At 67.1% G+C, this 17,892-nt stretch carries 20 protein-coding genes and 1 other RNA gene; 11 read left to right on the top strand and 10 right to left on the bottom strand.

Going from position 1 to position 17,892, the window contains the following annotated elements; genetic code table 11:
• The first annotated feature begins 41 nt into the window (after nt 1-41).
• The 5 genes from ABE571_RS15830 to ABE571_RS15810 all read left to right on the top strand — a co-directional run bounded on the left by ABE571_RS15830 (nt 42) and on the right by ABE571_RS15810 (nt 4,238).
• Nucleotides 42-596, top strand: a complete 555-nt coding sequence (locus ABE571_RS15830) for an RNA polymerase sigma factor (protein WP_346464501.1) — start codon at nt 42-44, stop codon at nt 594-596.
• Nucleotides 593-1,564: a hypothetical protein gene (locus tag ABE571_RS15825; protein ID WP_346494072.1), complete on the top strand. Its 972-nt coding sequence runs from the start codon at nt 593-595 to the stop codon at nt 1,562-1,564. Before ABE571_RS15830 ends, ABE571_RS15825 begins: the two co-directional genes overlap by 4 nt.
• A gap of 44 nt (nt 1,565-1,608) precedes the next feature.
• Nucleotides 1,609-2,217 (top strand): YigZ family protein, encoded by a 609-nt coding sequence (locus ABE571_RS15820; protein WP_346494070.1) that lies wholly within the window; start codon nt 1,609-1,611, stop codon nt 2,215-2,217.
• Nucleotides 2,210-3,976 (top strand): ABC transporter transmembrane domain-containing protein, encoded by a 1,767-nt coding sequence (locus ABE571_RS15815; protein ID WP_346494069.1) that lies wholly within the window; start codon nt 2,210-2,212, stop codon nt 3,974-3,976. Before ABE571_RS15820 ends, ABE571_RS15815 begins: the two co-directional genes overlap by 8 nt.
• Nucleotides 3,977-4,043: 67 nt before the next feature.
• Nucleotides 4,044-4,238 carry a hypothetical protein gene (locus ABE571_RS15810; protein ID WP_346482097.1) on the top strand — a complete coding sequence of 65 codons (195 nt, stop codon included), beginning with the start codon at nt 4,044-4,046 and terminating at the stop codon, nt 4,236-4,238.
• 147 nt (nt 4,239-4,385) lie between these two features.
• On the opposite strand, the gene ABE571_RS15805 is transcribed toward ABE571_RS15810, so the two are convergent.
• The 6 genes from ABE571_RS15805 to hrcA all read right to left on the bottom strand — a co-directional run bounded on the left by ABE571_RS15805 (nt 4,386) and on the right by hrcA (nt 11,646).
• The gene (locus ABE571_RS15805) at nt 4,386-5,498 is read right to left on the bottom strand and encodes a prephenate dehydrogenase (RefSeq protein WP_346494067.1); all 1,113 of its coding nucleotides are present in this window, start codon (nt 5,496-5,498) and stop codon (nt 4,386-4,388) included.
• On the bottom strand, nt 5,495-6,403 hold the full coding sequence (pdxY, locus tag ABE571_RS15800; RefSeq protein WP_313218022.1) for a pyridoxal kinase: 909 nt from the start codon (nt 6,401-6,403) through the stop codon (nt 5,495-5,497). Before pdxY ends, ABE571_RS15805 begins: the two co-directional genes overlap by 4 nt.
• Before the next feature lie 172 nt (nt 6,404-6,575).
• On the bottom strand, nt 6,576-7,712 hold the full coding sequence (dnaJ, locus tag ABE571_RS15795) for a molecular chaperone DnaJ (RefSeq protein ID WP_121042065.1): 1,137 nt from the start codon (nt 7,710-7,712) through the stop codon (nt 6,576-6,578).
• Nucleotides 7,713-7,876: 164 nt separating this feature from the next.
• Nucleotides 7,877-9,805, bottom strand: coding sequence for a molecular chaperone DnaK (gene dnaK / locus ABE571_RS15790; protein WP_259260393.1), 1,929 nt, complete (start codon nt 9,803-9,805; stop codon nt 7,877-7,879).
• A gap of 175 nt (nt 9,806-9,980) precedes the next feature.
• Nucleotides 9,981-10,496 (bottom strand): nucleotide exchange factor GrpE, encoded by a 516-nt coding sequence (gene grpE / locus ABE571_RS15785; protein ID WP_121042061.1) that lies wholly within the window; start codon nt 10,494-10,496, stop codon nt 9,981-9,983.
• A gap of 82 nt (nt 10,497-10,578) precedes the next feature.
• Nucleotides 10,579-11,646 carry a heat-inducible transcriptional repressor HrcA gene (gene hrcA, locus ABE571_RS15780; protein WP_088433152.1) on the bottom strand — a complete coding sequence of 356 codons (1,068 nt, stop codon included), beginning with the start codon at nt 11,644-11,646 and terminating at the stop codon, nt 10,579-10,581.
• Between the two features lie 125 nt (nt 11,647-11,771).
• On the opposite strand from hrcA, the gene recN reads away from it, so the two are divergent.
• The gene (recN, locus tag ABE571_RS15775) at nt 11,772-13,433 is read left to right on the top strand and encodes a DNA repair protein RecN (protein ID WP_346483348.1); all 1,662 of its coding nucleotides are present in this window, start codon (nt 11,772-11,774) and stop codon (nt 13,431-13,433) included.
• A 126-nt stretch (nt 13,434-13,559) separates the two neighbouring features.
• Here the strand turns inward: recN and fur are convergent, their stop codons facing one another.
• A complete protein-coding gene (fur, locus tag ABE571_RS15770; RefSeq protein ID WP_070470227.1) occupies nt 13,560-13,967 on the bottom strand; it encodes a ferric iron uptake transcriptional regulator in 408 nt (135 codons plus the stop codon).
• A gap of 104 nt (nt 13,968-14,071) precedes the next feature.
• Here fur and bamE point away from each other — a divergent pair, with 104 nt between their 5' ends.
• Nucleotides 14,072-14,464 (top strand): outer membrane protein assembly factor BamE, encoded by a 393-nt coding sequence (bamE, locus tag ABE571_RS15765; RefSeq protein ID WP_019183163.1) that lies wholly within the window; start codon nt 14,072-14,074, stop codon nt 14,462-14,464.
• 16 nt (nt 14,465-14,480) lie between these two features.
• Here the strand turns inward: bamE and ABE571_RS15760 are convergent, their stop codons facing one another.
• Both ABE571_RS15760 and ABE571_RS15755 read right to left on the bottom strand, forming a co-directional pair.
• Nucleotides 14,481-14,741, bottom strand: coding sequence for an RnfH family protein (locus ABE571_RS15760; RefSeq protein ID WP_313211557.1), 261 nt, complete (start codon nt 14,739-14,741; stop codon nt 14,481-14,483).
• A gap of 3 nt (nt 14,742-14,744) precedes the next feature.
• The gene (locus tag ABE571_RS15755; RefSeq protein WP_026069778.1) at nt 14,745-15,173 is read right to left on the bottom strand and encodes a type II toxin-antitoxin system RatA family toxin; all 429 of its coding nucleotides are present in this window, start codon (nt 15,171-15,173) and stop codon (nt 14,745-14,747) included.
• A gap of 57 nt (nt 15,174-15,230) precedes the next feature.
• On the opposite strand from ABE571_RS15755, the gene smpB reads away from it, so the two are divergent.
• On the top strand, nt 15,231-15,734 hold the full coding sequence (gene smpB, locus ABE571_RS15750; protein ID WP_088433158.1) for an SsrA-binding protein SmpB: 504 nt from the start codon (nt 15,231-15,233) through the stop codon (nt 15,732-15,734).
• 96 nt (nt 15,735-15,830) lie between these two features.
• Nucleotides 15,831-15,995 carry a hypothetical protein gene (locus ABE571_RS15745; RefSeq protein ID WP_346494065.1) on the top strand — a complete coding sequence of 55 codons (165 nt, stop codon included), beginning with the start codon at nt 15,831-15,833 and terminating at the stop codon, nt 15,993-15,995.
• An 18-nt stretch (nt 15,996-16,013) separates the two neighbouring features.
• Here the strand turns inward: ABE571_RS15745 and ABE571_RS15740 are convergent, their stop codons facing one another.
• Nucleotides 16,014-16,763 (bottom strand): hypothetical protein, encoded by a 750-nt coding sequence (locus tag ABE571_RS15740; protein WP_346483347.1) that lies wholly within the window; start codon nt 16,761-16,763, stop codon nt 16,014-16,016.
• Nucleotides 16,764-16,930: 167 nt separating this feature from the next.
• Here ABE571_RS15740 and ABE571_RS15735 point away from each other — a divergent pair, with 167 nt between their 5' ends.
• Together ABE571_RS15735 and ssrA are read left to right on the top strand one after the other, a co-directional pair.
• A complete protein-coding gene (locus ABE571_RS15735) occupies nt 16,931-17,284 on the top strand; it encodes a hypothetical protein (protein WP_121042052.1) in 354 nt (117 codons plus the stop codon).
• Between the two features lie 108 nt (nt 17,285-17,392).
• Nucleotides 17,393-17,795, top strand: a transfer-messenger RNA (tmRNA) gene (gene ssrA, locus ABE571_RS15730).
• Nucleotides 17,796-17,892 lie beyond the last annotated feature (97 nt).

Genomic DNA, 17,892 nt, shown 5'->3' with positions numbered 1-17,892 from the left:
TCGACTATGCGAACACCCCCGCAGCGCTTACTCTGTGCGGCGTGGACGCCCTTGCCCTGCCGACCGATGAAGCGCTGATGCTGGCCTGGGCCGGCGGCGACCTGCGTGCATTCGAGGCGCTGTATGGCCGTCATCGCGGCCGTCTGTACAGCTTCCTGCTGCGCCAGCTGCGCGACGGCGCGCTGGCCGATGAGATGTTCCAGGACGTCTGGCAGCGCGTGATCGCCGCGCGCGCCGGCTGGCAGCCGGACGCCGCCTTCACCACCTGGCTGTTCCGGATCGCCCACAACCGCCTCAACGACCACTGGCGTGCGGCCAGGCACCGGCCTGCAGCCCCGATCGACGCCGATGAGCGGGTCGCGGCGATCGCCGATGCGCGCACGCCGGAAACCCAGCTGTCCGAGTTCGAACAACGCCGCCAGCTGCAGCTGGCCATGGAGCAGCTGCCGCCCGAGCAGCGCGAGGTCCTGCAGTTGCGCCTGGAACAGGAACTGAGCCTGGAAGAGATTGCCGAGATCACCGGTGTCGGCCGTGAGACAGTCAAATCACGGCTGCGCTATGCCATGGACAAACTGCGGACGGGGTTGAGCGGATGAACCGCCCGGATCCACTGACCCCGGAAGAACGCGAACTGGCCCGGCTGCTGGGTCGCCCGAGTGCCACCGGCCCGGCGCCGGCGATCGACGAGGCGGTGCTTGCGGCCGCCCGTACGGCAGTGGAAGCACCGGCCGCAGACGCTGCCACCTGGACGCTGCCGCCGGACACCGCCGTGCCTGCGCGACGGCCGCGCTCACGCCTGCCGGCCGTGTTCGGGCTGGCCGCCTCGGTGATCTTCGCCGTGGGCATCGCCTGGCAGCTCAAGCCCGAAGACCCGCCCGCCCCGCCGTTGGCCGAACCGGTCGCCGCACCGGCATCCAGCACCGCGGTGACCGGGACTGCGCCGGCGATGGAGGCCGCGCCGCCACCGCCCCCCGCCGCGGCACCGCCGGCGGTCCAGCAGCCGCGCGCGGCAAAGACAACGGCGCTCGAACCTGCCCCAGCCGCCGCACCGCCTGCGACCGAGCGTGGGCGGGACATGTCCTCGCCCCGCCCCGAGGCCATCGCCGCGCCCGCACCGCCAGGACCGCCCGCCCCGGCACCGGTGCAGGCCCCGGCGCCAATGATGTCGGCCCCGGCACCGCAGGCAGCCTCGGGGTATGCCATGGACACAAGCGAACCGGCGCTGGACAGCGTCGTGGTGACCGGTTCGACGATCGAGCGCGCTGCGCCGCGTGCCGCACTCAAAAACGCACCGCCGGCCAAACCCGCACCCAGTGCTCCCGGCGTGATGCGCCGCGCCGCCGCGCCGATGGCGGCCCCCGCCTCGGCGGACGATGCCGTGCAGGCTTTGCATCAGGCGGTCGCTGCCGATGCCAGCCTGCCGCGCAAGCAATGGCTCAAGCGCATCCGCGAGCGACGCGATGCCGGCGATGTGGATACCGCACGTGCCAGCCTGGAGCGTTATCTGCAGCAGTACCCGGAAGTGCGCATCCCGCGCGATCTCCGCCAGCTGCTCGAAAACTGACGCGGCGCGTACGGTGATCAGGCATCCCCACTAGAATGATGGGAATGCCCGATACGCTCGCCACCCCCGTCAGCCACAGCCTGGAGATCAAGCACAGCCGCTTCATCGCCCATGCCGCGCCAATCCAGCATGCAGCCGCTGCGTTGGCGTTCCTGCAGCAGGTCGCCGTCGCCGATGCCACCCACAACTGCTGGGCCTACCGCTACGGCAACGACTACCGCTCCAGCGACGACGGCGAGCCGTCCGGCACCGCCGGACGCCCGATCCTGGCCGCCATTGATGGCCAGGGCTTCGATCACGTGATGGTCGTGGTGACACGCTGGTACGGCGGCATCAAGCTCGGTGCCGGCGGCCTGGTCCGTGCTTATGGCGGCACTGCCGCCGAGTGCCTGCGGGTAGCCCCGCGGCTGCCCCTGATCGTCATGGCCGAGCTGGACGTGCAGGCCGGCTTCGAGGATCTGGGCCCGCTGCATGCCGCCCTGGGCGCCCATCTGGCCGAGAAAGTGGACGAAGCGTTCACCGCCGACGGCGTGAACCTGCACCTGCGCTTGCCGGCAGATCAGGTCCAACCGTTGAAAAACCGCCTCCGTGACGCCACTCGTGATCGTGTCCGTATTGAATCCCGCATCGAACCAGGCCCATCGAATGACTGACGCACCCGTTCCGAACGACACGCCGATGCGCCGATTGGGCAGCTTGAACACCTTGTGGCCGTTCGTCCGCCGGCACGTTGGGCTGTTCAGCGCCTGGCTGGTGGCCTTGGCGGTGTCCTCGGTGGCCACCCTGAGCCTGCCGGTCGCGGTGCGCCAGATGATCGACCACGGCTTCACCAGCGGCGGCCAGATCAACAAGGCCTTCGCGCTGCTGTTCCTGGTCGCGGTGGTGCTGGCCCTGGCCACCGCCGCGCGCTTCTTCTTCGTCTCGCTGCTGGGCGAAAAGGTGGTCGCCGATCTGCGCAGCCGCCTGTACGCCCATCTGATCACGCTGGGTGCCGGCTTCCACGACCGCAGCCGCAGCGGCGAGCTGGTCTCGCGCCTGACCGCCGACAGCGAACTGCTGCGCAGCGTGATCGGCTCGACCATGTCGGTGGCCCTGCGCAGCAGCGTCACCGTGGTCGGCAGCCTGGTGATGCTGTTCGTGACCAGCCCGCATCTGGCCGCCTGGTCGCTGGTCGGCATTCCACTGGCCGTGCTGCCGATCATCATCGGCGCCCGCCGCCTGCGCAACATCGCGCGCGCCAGCCAGGACCGCATCGCCGATGCCAACAGCCTGGCCTCGGAAACCCTCGGCGCGGTGCGCACCGTGCAGGCCCACGCGCGTGAGCCGTATGAGCGCGGCCGCTTCAATGCCGCCCTTGGGGATGCGATCGGTGCCGCACGTCGCCGGATCCGCGCGCAGTCGATCGTCACCGCCAGCGCGATCGTGCTGGTGTTCGGCGCCATCGTCGGCGTGCTGTGGTTGGGCGCGCACGAAGTGATCGACGGCAACATGAGCGCCGGTACGCTGGGCCAGTTCGTGCTGTATGCGCTGATTGGCGGCGGTTCGGTCGGTGCGCTGGCCGAGGTCTGGAACGAGCTGCAGCGTGCGTCCGGTGGCATGGGCCGCATCGCCGAGCTGCTGCAGGAAGACGTGGAGATCACCGCCCCGGCCCATCCCACCCCCTTGCCGCAGCCACTGCGCGGCGAGATCCGTTTCGAGGATGTGGTGTTCCACTATCCGCAGCGCCCGGATACCGCCGCGCTGGATCACGTGGACCTGCACGTGCGCCCGGGTGAGACGGTCGCGCTGGTCGGCCCGTCCGGCGCCGGCAAGAGCACCATCCTGTCGATGCTGCTGCGCTTCCACGATCCTGCGGCCGGTCGCGTTCTGGTCGATGGCGTGGATCTGCGCGAGGTCGATCCGGCACAGCTGCGGGAACAGCTGGCCTTGGTGCCGCAGCAGCCGACCCTGTTTGCCAGCAGTGCGTTCGAGAACATCCGCTACGGCCGTCTGGAAGCGACCGATGAAGAGGTGCAGCGCGCGGCCGAAGCGGCCGAGGCCGATGAGTTCCTGCGGGCGCTGCCCGAGGGCTATGCCAGCGAGCTGGGCGAGCGCGGTGCGCGCCTGTCCGGCGGCCAGCAGCAACGCATCGCGATCGCGCGTGCCCTGCTCAAGGACGCGCCGATCCTGCTCCTCGATGAAGCCACCAGTGCACTGGATGCACAAAGCGAGCGCGCGGTGCAGCAGGCGCTGGAGCGGTTGATGGCCGGTCGCACCACGCTGGTGATCGCGCACCGCCTGGCCACCGTGCTGAAGGCTGACCGCATCGTGGTCATGGACCACGGCCGGATCGTCGCCCAGGGCACGCATGCCGAGCTGCTGGCCGAGGGCGGTCTCTACGCCGAACTGGCGCGCCTGCAATTCATCGATTGATGACGGGCCGGTAACACCGGCCATCGCATCCTGCAGCCCTCACTGGATGCGCTGCAGGAGGTGTTTCATGTCGTTCCGACAGTTCCCCGCCACCGACGCCAACGGCGACGATTACGTCATCATCGAGTTCAAGGATGAGCAGGCAGATGCCGTCCCAGGCACCGGCCAGAGCGCGCGTTACGAGCTGGCCGATGGCCGCCATCTGATCCGCGACGGCCGTGAGTTCCGGACGGCAGGCGGCGAGCTTACCCTCGTCACCTGAGGCGTTGAAAAAAAGTTACGCGGATGTTGGTCAATTTTTGACCAAGCATCTTGACAGCCTTTTACCGCAAGGCGCGTACGCACTTATCCACATGTTTGTGCGCAGATCATCCACACCCCCTGTGGATGAATGCTGCAGCGCACCGTGTCAGCGCACCAGCACGCGGCCGATACCCGAGGCATCGATCTCGATGGCCGCCGCCTGCAGCGCGAGGGCATCGCTGCCCACCACGAACCCCACCCGGAAGTGCACCTCGCCTGCTGGCGTCCGCGAGGAATGGATCGAGGCCAGGCTGACGCCGTGCCGCTCGAACACATGCAGCAACTCACGCAGTGAACCGGGCCGGTCTTCGGGCAGGTGCACGCTGATCGCGTTGCGTTCGGTCAGATCGGCCAGCAGGTAGCCGACCCGCTCGAAGGTGTAGTTGCCGTCGGCCAGCACCTCCGCACCCATGCTGTCACGGTTGTCCAGCAGCAACTGCTGGCGGAACGCCGCGCGCGCCGCGTCATCGCCCTGCTCCAGCTGTGCTCGCAACTGCTGCAACTGCGCCAACAGGCGGTCCAACATCGGCGCCACGTGCGGGTTGCCGAACTGGATGTCTTCGTAGATCGCCGGATTGAGCGAGAGGATGCGCGCGATGATCGCGGTATCCAGCTCGAACGAGGCCGAGCGGTACGGCATCAAGGCCGGCAAGGCACCGAGTATCGGCGCGTACTCGCGCAGCACACCGGCCTGGGCCAGGTGGGTGGCATGCACCATCGCCTGCACCAGCGCCATGACCTGGTCGTGATGCTCAGGCGTAGCACGTACGCACTCCGCCTCCAGTGCCTCGCACAGCTGCTGCACGAACGGCTGCCACTGCGTCAGGCGCCCCTCGCAGACCACCATCACCCTGCCCTTCAGCGTCGGTGCCTTGGGCGGAGCCGTCATCGGATGCAGCCCCACCACCTCGGCCTGCGAAGCGAGCATCGCCTCGACCGGGGCCGATTTGACCGAGGTGACATCCAACCACAGACGACCGGCTTCGCGACCAGCCGAGCGCGCAACGTACTCGGCGATCAACGCGGGCGTGTGCCGGATCGGCGCCGAGAAGATCAACACGTCGGCGCGATCAAGCAGCGTTTCCGGACTGTCCGACGCGGGGTCGGCCGGGTCATGGCCGATCACTTCCAGGCCGAGGCGTTGCTCCAGGAAGCGGCGCAGCCAGCGCCCGTAGGCACCGTCGCTGCCGACGATGCCAACCACCGGTGTCAGACTCACGCCAGGCGCTCGGCGACGAAGCGATCCGGCAGTGCCAGTGCCGCCGGCGCCGCCGCCAGCACATCGAACTCTTCATGCCCGTTGGCCAGCGTGGTCTCCAGCGCGACATGCACGCCGGCGATGGCGCGTGAGATCGCCTGTTCGAAGGTTTCCCCACGCAGCAGGAACGCGACCAGCAACGACATCAGCACATCGCCGGTGCCGGCGACGTCCACCGGAAGATGCGGCGAGGACCAGCGCCAGATCGCGTCACGGCTCACCGCGAGCGTGACCAGCTGACCCGGATCGCCGCCGACGCTGTGCGCCAGCACCCACTCGGGACCGCGCGCCAACAGCGCCTGCGAGGCGGCGATCGCATCGTCCTGGGCCAGGCTGGGCATGCCGGTCAGGCGGCCGAGTTCAAAGGCATTCGGCGTGACCAGCCAGGCATGCGGCAGCAGGCGTTCGGCAAAAACTTTTTCCAGTCCCGGCTCGACGTAAGGGCCGGTGTGGGTGTCGCCGATCACCGGGTCCAGGCAATAACGCAGCTGCGGCGAAGACGGCAGCACCGCATCGAGCCAGTCGGCGAAGGCCGCCCCATTGCCGACACTGCCGAAATAGCCGGAGACCAGCATGCGGGCGCGCTGCGGCAGGCCGCGCTCACCCGCGCCCAGCAGCAGATCGGCGAACCAGTCCGAGGGCAGCACGCGGCCGCGCGTGGTTTCGTAGAACGGCGCATTGCTGAGCAGCGTGGTGGGGATTTCGGCCACGCGCACGCCCAGCGCGCGCAGCGGCGGCACGGCCGCGCTGTTGCCGGCATAGCCGTAAACGAGCTGGGACTGCACCGAGATGACGTCGACCGGCGACGGACCGTCCGGGCGCTGGCGGCGGCCGTGGACCAGGTGGCTTTCGAGGGATTCGTTCATGCCGACATTTTACGCCCGGTGCCGCCCGGTAGAGCCACCCCATGGGTGGCTGTCGATCCACCCGGCACCGCGTGCAGCCACCCATGGGGTGGCTCTACCCCCCGGTCTGCGCGCACAAAAAAGGCCCCCTGTTTGCAGGGGGCCTTCGGTAATTCACTGAAACCCGTGACGCTTACGACGTCATCCGGTCCCAGAAGCCCTTCACGCCATCGATGAAGGTCGCCGACTTCGGCGAATGCTTGCGCGCTTCCTCACCGGTGAAGGTGGTTTCGAACTGTTCCAGCAGCTTGCGCTGCTCCGGGGTGAGGTTGACCGGGGTCTCCACCACCACGCGGCAGTACAGGTCGCCTTCGCTGCGGCTGCGTACCGAACGCACGCCCTTGCCACGCATGCGGAACAGCTTGCCGGTCTGGGTCTCGGCCGGAATACGGATCTCGGCATAGCCGCCGAGGGTCGCTACACGGACGGTATCGCCCAAGGCCGCCTGCGAGATGCGGATCGGCACTTCGCAGTGAAGGTCGTCGCCGTCGCGCTGGAAGATCGCGTGCTCACGCACCCGCACTTCCACATACAGATCGCCCGCCGGGGTGCCGGCCGGACCGGCCTCGCCTTCACCGGACAGACGGATGCGGTCGCCGGTGTCGACGCCCGCGGGCACCTTGACCGACAACACTTTGTCTTCCTCGACACGGCCATTGCCGTGACAGGTCTTGCAGGGGTTCTGGATGATCTGGCCACGGCCGTTGCAGTGGTGGCAGGCCTGCTGCATCGCGAAGATGCCGCGCTGGATGCGCACCTGGCCCTGGCCACGGCAGACCGAACAGGTCTCGACCTTGCCGTCTTCCGAACCGCTGGCGTTGCAGTCATCACACTCGACCAGACTCGGAATCTCGATGCGGCGCTCCACGCCCATCACCGCTTCTTCCAGGTCCAGTTCCATCACGTAGCCGATATCGGCGCCACGACGGGCCTGGCGCGGACCACCACCACCGGCGCCACCGCCGAAGATGTTGCCGAAGATGTCACCGAAGATATCGCCCATGTCCGGGCCACCCGGACCACCGCCACCGCCGCCCATGCCGTGCTCGAATGCCGCATGGCCGTGGGCATCGTACATCCGGCGCTTGTTGCCGTCGGACAGGGTTTCGTAGGCTTCCTTGCATTCCTTGAAGGCGGCCTCTGCCTCGTTGTCACCCGGATTGCGGTCCGGATGGAACTTCATCGCGCAACGGCGATAGGCCTTCTTCAGTTCTTCATCGCTGGCGGTGCGGGACACGCTCAGCACTTCGTAGTAATCGCGCTTGCTCATAACTTGAATCGGGTTCCGGAAGTCGGGATTCGTCAAAGCGGAAGAGCGGCACCAGGTCCGCTCTTTCGCCGGGCGCCCCGACAGGCCGGGAGACGGCTGTCAGGACCAGAAGGGGGATAGGACAACGGGACGCTGCCTGCGCAACGTCCCGTGTCGTGTCCGGATCAGGACTTCTTGTCGTCCTTGACTTCGGTGAACTCGGCGTCGACCACATCGTCGTGCGCGCCGCTGTTGCCACCGGCATCCGGGCCCGGTGCCGCGCCGCCCTGCTCGGCCGCCGCGGAGGCTGCGAACAGGGCCTGGCCGGCTTCTTCCAGCACCTTCGACTTGGCTTCGATCTGTGCCTTGTCGTCGCTCTTCATCGCGGTTTCCAGATCGGCCAGGGCCGACTCCACCTTGCCGATCACGTCGCCACCGACCTTGCTGCCGTGCTCGGTGATCGCGGTACGGGTACCGTGGATCAGCGCGTCAGCCTGGTTGCGGGCCTGGACCAGCTCATGGAACTTCTTGTCTTCTTCGCGGTTGGCTTCCGCGTCGGCGACCATGCGTGCGATCTCGTCCTCGGACAGACCCGAACCGGCCTTGATCTCGACCTTCTGTTCCTTGTTGGTCTTCTTGTCCTTGGCCGACACGTGCAGGATGCCGTTGGCGTCGATGTCGAAGGACACTTCCACCTGCGGCAGACCGCGCGGCGACGGCTCGATGCCGGACAGGTCGAACTTGGCCAGCGACTTGTTGAAGCGGGCCTGCTCGCGCTCACCCTGCAGCACGTGCACGGTCACGGCCGACTGGTTGTCCTCGGCGGTGGAGAACACCTGCGAGGCCTTGGTCGGGATGGTGGTGTTCTTCTCGATGATCTTGGTGAACACGCCACCCAGGGTCTCGATGCCCAGCGACAGCGGGGTCACGTCCAGCAGCAGCACGTCCTTGACGTCGCCGCCCAGCACGCCGCCCTGGATCGCAGCACCCAGTGCCACGGCTTCGTCCGGGTTGACGTCCTTGCGCGGTTCCTTGCCGAAGAACTCGGTCACGGCCTGCTGCACCTTCGGCATGCGGGTCTGACCGCCGACCAGGATCACTTCACCGATGTCGCTCGAACGCAGGCCGGCATCATTCAGCGCGATGCGGCACGGCTCGATCGACTTCTTGATCAGGTCTTCCACCAGCGCTTCCAGCTTGGCGCGGGTCAGCTTGATGTTCAGGTGCTTCGGGCCCGACGCGTCAGCGGTGACGTACGGCAGGTTCACTTCGGTCTGCTGGCTGGTGGACAGCTCGATCTTGGCACGCTCGGCGGCGTCCTTCAGGCGCTGCAGGGCAAGCGGATCCTTGCGCAGGTCGATGCCCTGGTCCTTGTTGAACTCGTCGACGAGGTACTCGATGACGCGGTTGTCGAAATCTTCGCCGCCCAGGAAGGTGTCACCGTTGGTGGCCAGCACTTCGAACTGCTTCTCACCGTCGACGTTGGCGATCTCGATGATCGACACGTCGAAGGTGCCGCCGCCCAGATCGTACACAACGATCTTGCGGTCACGGCCGTCACCCTTGTCCAGGCCATAGGCCAGGGCAGCAGCGGTCGGCTCGTTGATGATGCGCTTGACTTCCAGACCGGCGATGCGGCCGGCGTCCTTGGTGGCCTGGCGCTGGCTGTCATTGAAGTAAGCCGGCACGGTGATCACGGCCTCGGTGACGGTCTCACCCAGGAACGCTTCGGCGGTCTTCTTCATCTTCTCCAGCACGCGGGCGGAGATTTCCTGCGGGGCCATCTTCTTGCCGTCGCTGGTCTGGACCCAGGCGTCGCCGTTGTCATGGGCCAGGATGCCGTAGGGCACGTGCGCGATGTCCTTCTGGACTTCAGCGTCGGTGAACTTGCGGCCGATCAGGCGCTTGACAGCGTAGAAGGTGTTCTTCGGGTTGGTCACCGCCTGGCGCTTGGCCGAGGCGCCGACCAGGACTTCGCCGTCCTTGGTGTAGGCGACGATGGAGGGCGTGGTGCGATCGCCTTCCGAATTTTCGATGACGCGGGCCTTGCCGCCGTCCATGATCGCCACACACGAGTTGGTGGTGCCGAGGTCGATACCAATGATCTTGCCCATGAGGGAGACTCCTGAAAGTTCTGGGTACATCCGGCAGCTGCCGGGTTATGAATGGGATGTGTGGGACGCTGCGGACACTTTCAAGCCGTCCATCAAACACAGTGTTCGATGGCGACCCAACGCGTTCAGCGTCCGGTCGGACCGCCGGGCCTGGCCCGGCGGTCCGACCCGTGGGTCAGTCGCGGGCCACCACGACCAGCGCCGGCCGCAGCAGGCGGTCGTTGAGCAGGTAGCCCTTCTGGAACACCTGCACCACGCTGCCGGGCGCCGCGCCGGGCGCGTCGACCTGGCTGATGGCCTGGTGGTGGTCCGGGTTGAAGGTCTGGCCGGTCGGGTCGAGCAGGGTCAGGCCATTGTCGGCGGCGACCTTGAGCAGCTGCTTGTAGGTCAGTTCGAGACCTTCGCGCAGCGGGCTCGGCTCGCTGCCGGCGGCATTGAGGCCGGCATCGAGGCTGTCGAACACCGGCAGCAGCTCGCCGAGCAGCTTTTCATTGGCGAAGCGGCGCGCCTGTTCCACGTCACGGGCAACGCGCTTGCGCTGGTTGTCCAGGTCGGCGCGTTCGCGCAGCGACTCCGAGCGCAGCAGGGCCAGCTCGTTGTGCAGGCTGTCCAGCTGCTGCTGCAGGGACGGCTCAGCGCCCGGCTCGCCGGCGGGATTCTGGGATGCGATATCTGACTGATCTTGGTTCATTTCCGGATCCTTGGCGGTGACTCTCCGCCTCCACCCACCCCTATGTGGGCGCGGCTACGGGATTCAAGAGTCCAGGGCCGCTTTATGCGCGATCGCGGGACAATCCGCCGCCCGCGGGCGAGCCCAGCGCGGCCCCCAGCACCTGGGCGGTGGCTTCCACCAGCGGGATCATGCGGTCGTAGGCCATCCGTTTCGGGCCGATCACCCCCAGCACCCCCAGCACCTGGCCATCGGCCGAGTACGGGGCGGTGACCAGGGAGACGCTCTCCAGCGGCATCACCCCGGTCTCCTCGCCGATGAAGATGCGCACGCCCGGGGCCTGGATGGTGCGCTCGAGCAACTGCAGGATCTCGCGCTTGCTGGCGAACACATCGAACAGCTCGCGCAGGCGCTCCAGATCGGACAGGTCCTGCACGCCCATCAGGCGGGTCTGCCCAGCCAGCACCATGTCATCGGCCGGCGGCACCATCGCCTGCTCGGCCAGTTCGATGCTGTGCGCCAGCAACTGCTCCATTTCCGACTGCGCATCGCGCAGCTCCAGCAGCAGCCGGGCCCGGATCTCGGCCAGCGGCCGACCGGCGCAGTTCGCATTGAGGTAGTTGGCGACCTGCTCCAGCTCGCCGGGGTTGAAGCCGCGGCGAGGCTCGATCACCCGGTTCTGCACCTCGTTGTCGGCGAACACCAGGATCGCCAGCACCCGGCGCGCGTCCAGCGCCACGAAATCGATATGCCGGAACGCGAACTGCTCCCGGCGCGGGGCGCTGACCACCCCGACGAAATGGCTCATCGCCGAAAGCAGCTCCGAGGCACTGCCGAGCAGGGCCTGGGTGCCGGTGCCGGTGGCCAGCTCGGTGCGCAGGCGGCTGAGCTCGCCCTCGCCCGGCGGCTGCATCTTGACCAGGCTGTCCACGAACACCCGGTAGCCGTGCGCGGTCGGCACCCGACCGGCCGAGGTATGCGGCGAGCTGAGCAGGCCCAGGTCTTCCAGGTCGCCCAGAATGTTGCGGATCGTGGCCGGACTGACGTCCAGGCCGGCATGCCGGGCAAGGGTCTGCGAGCCGACCGGTTCGCCATCCTGGATGTGGCGCGCGATCAGCGTCCGCAGCAGATGGCGGGCACGCGGGGCGAGATGGGACGCGGAAGGATGCATGGAATCAGCCTGTGAGACGCCCACTTAGATAATGGCTGCACGGGGCGTTGGCAAGTCATTGGAGACGCCCCCCGCCCATGCTAGCGTGCGCGGCTTGGAGACACCCCTCGTGTACAACGTAGACCATGCTTAGACATCTATCGATCAAGGATTTCGCGGTCGTCCGCGCCACCGAGCTGGAATTCGGCGCCGGCATGACCGTGGTCTCGGGTGAAACCGGCGCGGGCAAGTCGCTGATGGTGGACGCGCTGGGCTTTTTGTCCGGGCTGCGCGCCGACAGCGGCGTGGTCCGCCACGGCGCCGCGCGCGCCGAGCTCTCGGCCGAATTCGCGCCATTGGCCGACGCCCCGGCGCGCCAGTGGCTGCGCGACAACGAGCTGGACGACGAAGAACAGTGCCAGTTGCGACGGGTGATCCGTGCCGACGGTGGCTCGCGCGCCTTCATCAACGGCCGCCCGGTGACGCTGACCCAGCTGACCGAGCTGGCCGGCATGCTGGTGGAGATCCACGGCCAGCACGAACAGCAGGCCCTGCTCTCGCGCCCCTCGCAGCTCTCGCTGCTGGATGCATTTGCCCGCAACGATGCCGAGCGCGCCCAGGTCCGCCAGACCGCCGCACGCTGGCAGACGCTGGTGGACGAAGCCGAGGCACTCTCGCGCCAGGGCGACGTGAGCGACCGGATCGGCTATCTGGAACACCAGCTCAGCGAGCTCAAGCGCGAAGACCTGGACCCGGCCTCGATCGCCACCCTGGGCAGCAGCCACCGCCGCCAGGCCCATGCCAGCGCGCTGATCGGCGCCTGCGACGTGGCCGTCAGCCGCCTCAATGGCGATGACGAGGTCTCGGTGCTGCAGCTGCTGCAGCAGACCCGCCACGATCTGGCCCGCGTGGCCGAACACGACAGCCGGCTCGGCGAGGTCGATGCCCTGCTCGACAGCGCCGCCATCCAGCTGGACGAAGCGCTGTCATTGCTCGACCGCGTCCATGACGACCTGGATGCCGACCCGGAGCAGTTCGAGGATATCGAGCGCCGTCTCGGCCGCCTGCACGACCTCGCCCGCAAGCACCGCGTGCCGATGGAAGGGCTGGGCGAGCATCGCGACGCCATGGAGGCCGAAGTCGAGCAGCTGCGGGGTGCCGACGAGCGCCTGCAGGCCCTGGCCGGCGAGATCGACCGTGCCGCTGGCCAGTGGAAAGCCGTGGCCGAGGTGCTCAGCGCCAGCCGCCGGAAGGCCGCCAAGGCCCTCTCGGACACCACCACCACCCTGATCGGTGAGCTGGGCATGGGCGGCGGTCAGTTCCTGATCGAGATCGAGCCGCAGACCGTGGTCAAGCCGGACCCGAACGGCGCCGAGCGGGTCGAGTTCCTGGTCGCCGCCAACGCCGGCCAGCCGCCGCGTGCCCTGCGCAAGGTCGCCTCGGGCGGTGAGCTGTCCCGTATCTCGCTGGCGATCGAAGTGGCCGCGCTGGGCCTGGATGCGGTGCCGACCATGGTCTTCGACGAAGTCGATTCGGGCATCGGCGGCGCCGTGGCCGATATCGTCGGGCAGAAGCTGCGCGCCTTGGGCGAGAAGCGTCAGGTGCTGTGCGTCACCCACCTGCCGCAGGTCGCCTCCAAGGGCCACGCCCACTACCGGGTCAGCAAGGCGCCGGTGGACGGCATGACCCAGAGCGCGGTCGAGAAGCTGGATACCAAGGCCCGCGAGGAAGAGCTGGCCAGGATGCTGGGCGGCGTGGAAGTCAGCAAGGAAGCCCGGGCTGCGGCGCGCAAGCTGCTGCAGGTCTGAGCCCCCCCGTGATGGGTAGTGCCGGCCGCTGGCCGGCTCCCCGCCGGAACCGGCGCCTGGCGCTGAAAGCAAAAACCCCGGGCATGCCCGGGGTTTTTTGATCGCATCCGGGCCGCCAGCGGCCCGTTACCGGCGCTTCTTGCGCACGTAGAGCACCAGCGAGTGCTCTTCCAGCTCGTAGCCATGGTCGGCCGCGATCTTGCGCTGCAGCTCTTCGATCTCGTGGCTTTCAAATTCGATGATCTTGCCGCTGTCCACATCGACCATGTGGTCGTGGTGGCCACCGCGATCCAGCTCGTAGACGGCCTGGCCGCCTTCGAAATTGTGCTTCAGCACCAGGCCGGCGGCCTCGAACTGGGTCAGCACCCGGTACACCGTGGCCAGGCCGATCTCATCACCGTGCTCCAGCAGCTGGCGGTAGATGTCTTCGGCGGTCATGTGGTGGCTGGCATTGCGCTGCTCGAGCAGCGCCAGGATCCGCATACGCGGGTGGGTCACCTTGAGGCCGACTTTGCGCAGGTCGTGGGTTTCCATAGTTCTCCGTTCATTGGCGATTTAGCGCCAGCTGCCTCGGATTGGGTCGCGGCGACACGTCGGGAGTGTATCATCGACTCGATTTCCCCAAACGCCATTCCCCGATGCGCAATCTCCTGCTGGTCGCCGCCGTTGCCCTGTCCACCACGGGCTGCGGCATCATTTACAAGCAACCCATCTATCAGGGCAACCTGATCCGGGAGCAGGCCGTCGGTCAGCTGCAGGTGGGCCAGAGCAAGCAGCAGGTCAACGCCCTGCTTGGCACGCCCTCCATCCCGGACCCGTTCCACGCCCAGCGCTGGGACTACACCGCCAGCCAGCGCGTGAACCGCGTGGGCAAGACGGAAGTGAAGAACTTCACCGTCTACTTCGAGAACGATGCGGTCACCCGCTGGGACGGCGAGTACTTCGCCAGCGACGACGCCCAGCTGGCCCGCAGCACGCTGCGCCAGTTCGGCCGCAACCTGCCCAAGGACAAGAAGAAGCGCGGCCGCTGAGGCCTGCCTTCTTCACTCAGCTGCCGGCGCGTGCGCGCCGGCGGCGGTTGTCTTTCGGGTCGGCCAGCAGCGGACGCAGCAGCTCGACCCGGTCGCCCTCGCGCAGCACCTGATCCGGCTTGGCCAGCAGGCCGTGCACGGCTACGGCCGGGCATTGCGCGCTGCCGTCAATGGCGGCCACCGCGATGGCCTCGGCGATCGTGGCGCCTTCGGGCAGCGACAGCACCCGCGACGCGGCCCGATCGGGCCAGGCCAGCACCACCTCGACGGTGATCACCGCTCAGTCCTGGGCGTCGGCGACGCGGACGAAATCGTTCACCATGCGGTCGGCCAGGCCCTGGAAGCCCAGCGCCAGGGCCGGACCAAGCAGACGTGAGGTCGGCTCGAACTCCAGCGTCAGCGTGACCTTGCAGGCGTCCTCGGCCAGCGCATGGAACTCCCAGCGCCCGTGCAGACGCTTGAACGGCCCGTCCTTGAGCTGCATATCGATGCTGTGCGGGCGCTGCAGCGTGTTCTCGGTCATGAACCAGGTCGAGAACGACCCAAAGCCCAGATCCAGGCGCGCGACCAGGCGGTCCGGGCCAGACTCCAGGATCTGCGAGGCCGAACACCAGCGGAAGCGGCGCGGATAGGCGTCAATATCATTGACCAGGTCGAACATGCGGGCAGCCGAATGTTCGACCAGGGCACTACGTCGGATAGTTGGCATGCGATACAGATGTCTGATGAATCGACCGGGCGTGCCCGAATCGGAGACAATAGGGGAATGAGCAAGAACAGCGGCAAGGATAAAGCAAAGGACGCGACGGCCAACAAAACCATCGCGCTCAACAAGCGTGCCCGTCACGAGTACCACATCGAAGATCGCTTCGAAGCCGGCCTGGCCCTGCAGGGCTGGGAGGTCAAGTCGATCCGCGCCGGGCGCGGCAACATCATCGATGCCTACGCCTACGTGCGTGATGGCGAGATCTACCTGATCGGCGCGCAGATCACCCCGTTGATCCAGGCCTCCTCCCACATGGTGGCCAACGACCGTCGCGAGCGGAAGCTGCTTCTGCATCGCAGTGAGATCGACAAGCTGATCGGCAAGGTGCAGCGCGATGGCTACACGATCGTGCCCACCGCGATGTACTGGAGCAAGAACAAGATCAAGCTCGAGATCGCGCTGGCCAAGGGCAAGCAGACCCACGACAAGCGCGATGCCGAGAAGGACCGGGACTGGGCGCGGGAGAAGTCGCGCACGATGCGCCGGCACAACCGCGACGCCTGATGACGCGCACGGTGCCCGCAGCGGGCATCCAGCCGGCCAGCGCCGAGGACACCCGCGCGGTGTTCGCTGGTCTGCTGGCCTTCAACCAGGCCGCCAGTGGCGACGCAGCAGGCCCGCGCGCTCGGCGCGCACGCCGTGACGCTGGATACCTTCTCCTGGCAGGCGGAGGGCTTCTACCTCAAGCAGGGCTATGAAGTGTTCGGCCGGCTGCAGGATTTTCCGCCGGGTCATCAGCGCCTGTATCTGCGCAAGCGGCTGTAGGCCCTGCGCGGCGCGCGGTCAGCGCGCGGTATCTTCCGGATCGGCTTGGTAGGGTCGCATCTCCACCGGCGGCGGGTCCACGCCGTGCTTCTGGCGGTACAACGCATTGAGATGCAGATTCAGATGCAGCGCCTCGGCCTCGGCCAGCAGGCGCTGGTCGCCGCTCAGCCGCGCCCCCAGCATCATCTCCCGGTGCAACGCTGCGGTGAGATCGCCGCGCATCTCGGCCACCCGGGATATCGCGTAGGCCTCGGGAATCCCTGCCGCATGGGCGCCCGCCTTCCAGGACGACAGCAGACTCAGCGCGAACAGATCGCCTTCCGCGCCCGCGGCCAGCAAACGGCTTTCAGCCGTCGGATCGGCGCCCAGCCGCCGCGCATCGAACATCGTGGCCGCCACCGTGTCGCCTGCCCGCGCCGCCTGGTCGAGCTCGGCGTCGGAGGCCTGCTGATAGCGGGTCCATTGCGCGCCATTGGGGAAGCCGTGCTGGTCGAGCCAGCGCCGCTCCTCCGGATGACCACTGCTGAAGGGGTCCTGGGCGATTTCCAGGCTCTCCCGTGTGCGGGCGAGATCGGGAACGGGGTGCGGCGGTCTGGTCGAGGCGGTCGGCGCCGCTTCAACCGAAGGCGTGGCCGCCTGTCCGGCCGGTGTCGACGCCTGCCCTGCCCCGCCCGGCGCCTGCGCACCGGATGTCGACCGCCAAACGCTGGCGGCTCCGATCACCGCCACCACCAGCACCGCCACTGCAATCCACACCTGCTTCTTCAACGCCTCGTCCCTGTCTGCAACCACTCTTCCGGGGCCGGATTGTAGTCCGCTCGTTCACCCGGGTGCCCGCCCCACCTGAGCCGCGGACGCCAGCGGGATAACGATCTTTCCCCGCCAACCCCGCACAACTGTCAGAATCCCCGCATTGATACGGAAAGGATCCGCGCGTGACTCTCGAAACTACCCCGGCACCCGCACTGGCGGCGGACGAACTGACCACCCTGCGCGCCGACGTGGCGGCGCTGGAGTTCATCTTTGACGAACTCGCCCGCGCCATGGACCCGGCCGCGCTGCTCAAGGTGCTGACCTACCTGATCCGCAACGCCAAGCGCGTCGCCTCGGAGACCCAGAGCTACGACAGCCTGGAGCACCGCCGCCTGGTGGCCCAGGTGGAATCGCTGATGGCCCGGGTTGAACCGCAGGCCAAGAAGCAGGCGATGACCGTGCGCAACGAGCACAACCGCCTGAAGAAGGAAAAGGCCCGACACAAGGCCGACAGCCGCCGCCAGCTGCAGAAGTAAGCCGCAGACGGCCAAGGTGACTGTTCAGCTGGATTGGAGTAGCATCCATTCCGTCAAGTAGAGTTCCGGTGCTGTTTTTCCGGATGAAGTGCGGTTCTTGAAGAAACCGGGGGTGCATTGGTTTCGACGGGGGTTGTGAAGTTACTTGGTGCATGCCGAGGGGGCAGCTTTCCTCGTTAATCCAGCAGCAAACTTTTAGTTGCCAACGACGACAACTACGGTTCGAACGACTTCGCAATCGCTGCCTAAAAACAGCTTTAGCGTTTAGTTCTACAGCCGCCTTAGGCGAACCCCCGAACCTACTTGTGCCCGTGCTCGTAGATGTAGGGTCATTATCACGGAACCGGTTGTGATGGCTGCCTGTCAGTCACGACTTAACTAAAGCAGGCTGGTCCTGGGGTGCGCTTTGCACACCGTGCTGCCACAGGATGAGATTCAACGGTGAGCTAAGCATGTAGTACCGGGGATGGAGTGCCTTCGGACGGCGGTTCAATTCCGCCCACCTCCACCAATTAGCCGTTTCGACGGTGCATCAAAGGCTGGAACCCTAGAGAAATCGAAGGTCCCGGCCTTTTTTGTGCCCGTCTTCCGCCAGCCAGACAGCCGCT

This window comes from Stenotrophomonas sp. TWI273 (assembly GCF_039674765.1).
Lineage (GTDB): Bacteria > Pseudomonadota > Gammaproteobacteria > Xanthomonadales > Xanthomonadaceae > Stenotrophomonas.
Note: the sequence above shows the minus strand (reverse complement) of the source record. Positions and strands in the feature narration are given on the sequence as shown.

Coding starts and splice junctions, on each gene's coding strand:
- ABE571_RS15825 (WP_346494072.1), top strand. CDS start 593: ATGAACCGCCCGGATCCACTGACCCCGGAAGAACGCGAACTGGCCCGG.
- ABE571_RS15820 (WP_346494070.1), top strand. CDS start 1,609: ATGCCCGATACGCTCGCCACCCCCGTCAGCCACAGCCTGGAGATCAAG.
- ABE571_RS15815 (WP_346494069.1), top strand. CDS start 2,210: ATGACTGACGCACCCGTTCCGAACGACACGCCGATGCGCCGATTGGGC.
- ABE571_RS15810 (WP_346482097.1), top strand. CDS start 4,044: ATGTCGTTCCGACAGTTCCCCGCCACCGACGCCAACGGCGACGATTAC.
- pdxY (WP_313218022.1), bottom strand. CDS start 6,403: ATGAACGAATCCCTCGAAAGCCACCTGGTCCACGGCCGCCGCCAGCGC.
- dnaJ (WP_121042065.1), bottom strand. CDS start 7,712: ATGAGCAAGCGCGATTACTACGAAGTGCTGAGCGTGTCCCGCACCGCC.
- dnaK (WP_259260393.1), bottom strand. CDS start 9,805: ATGGGCAAGATCATTGGTATCGACCTCGGCACCACCAACTCGTGTGTG.
- grpE (WP_121042061.1), bottom strand. CDS start 10,496: ATGAACCAAGATCAGTCAGATATCGCATCCCAGAATCCCGCCGGCGAG.
- hrcA (WP_088433152.1), bottom strand. CDS start 11,646: ATGCATCCTTCCGCGTCCCATCTCGCCCCGCGTGCCCGCCATCTGCTG.
- recN (WP_346483348.1), top strand. CDS start 11,772: ATGCTTAGACATCTATCGATCAAGGATTTCGCGGTCGTCCGCGCCACC.
- fur (WP_070470227.1), bottom strand. CDS start 13,967: ATGGAAACCCACGACCTGCGCAAAGTCGGCCTCAAGGTGACCCACCCG.
- bamE (WP_019183163.1), top strand. CDS start 14,072: ATGCGCAATCTCCTGCTGGTCGCCGCCGTTGCCCTGTCCACCACGGGC.
- ABE571_RS15755 (WP_026069778.1), bottom strand. CDS start 15,173: ATGCCAACTATCCGACGTAGTGCCCTGGTCGAACATTCGGCTGCCCGC.
- smpB (WP_088433158.1), top strand. CDS start 15,231: ATGAGCAAGAACAGCGGCAAGGATAAAGCAAAGGACGCGACGGCCAAC.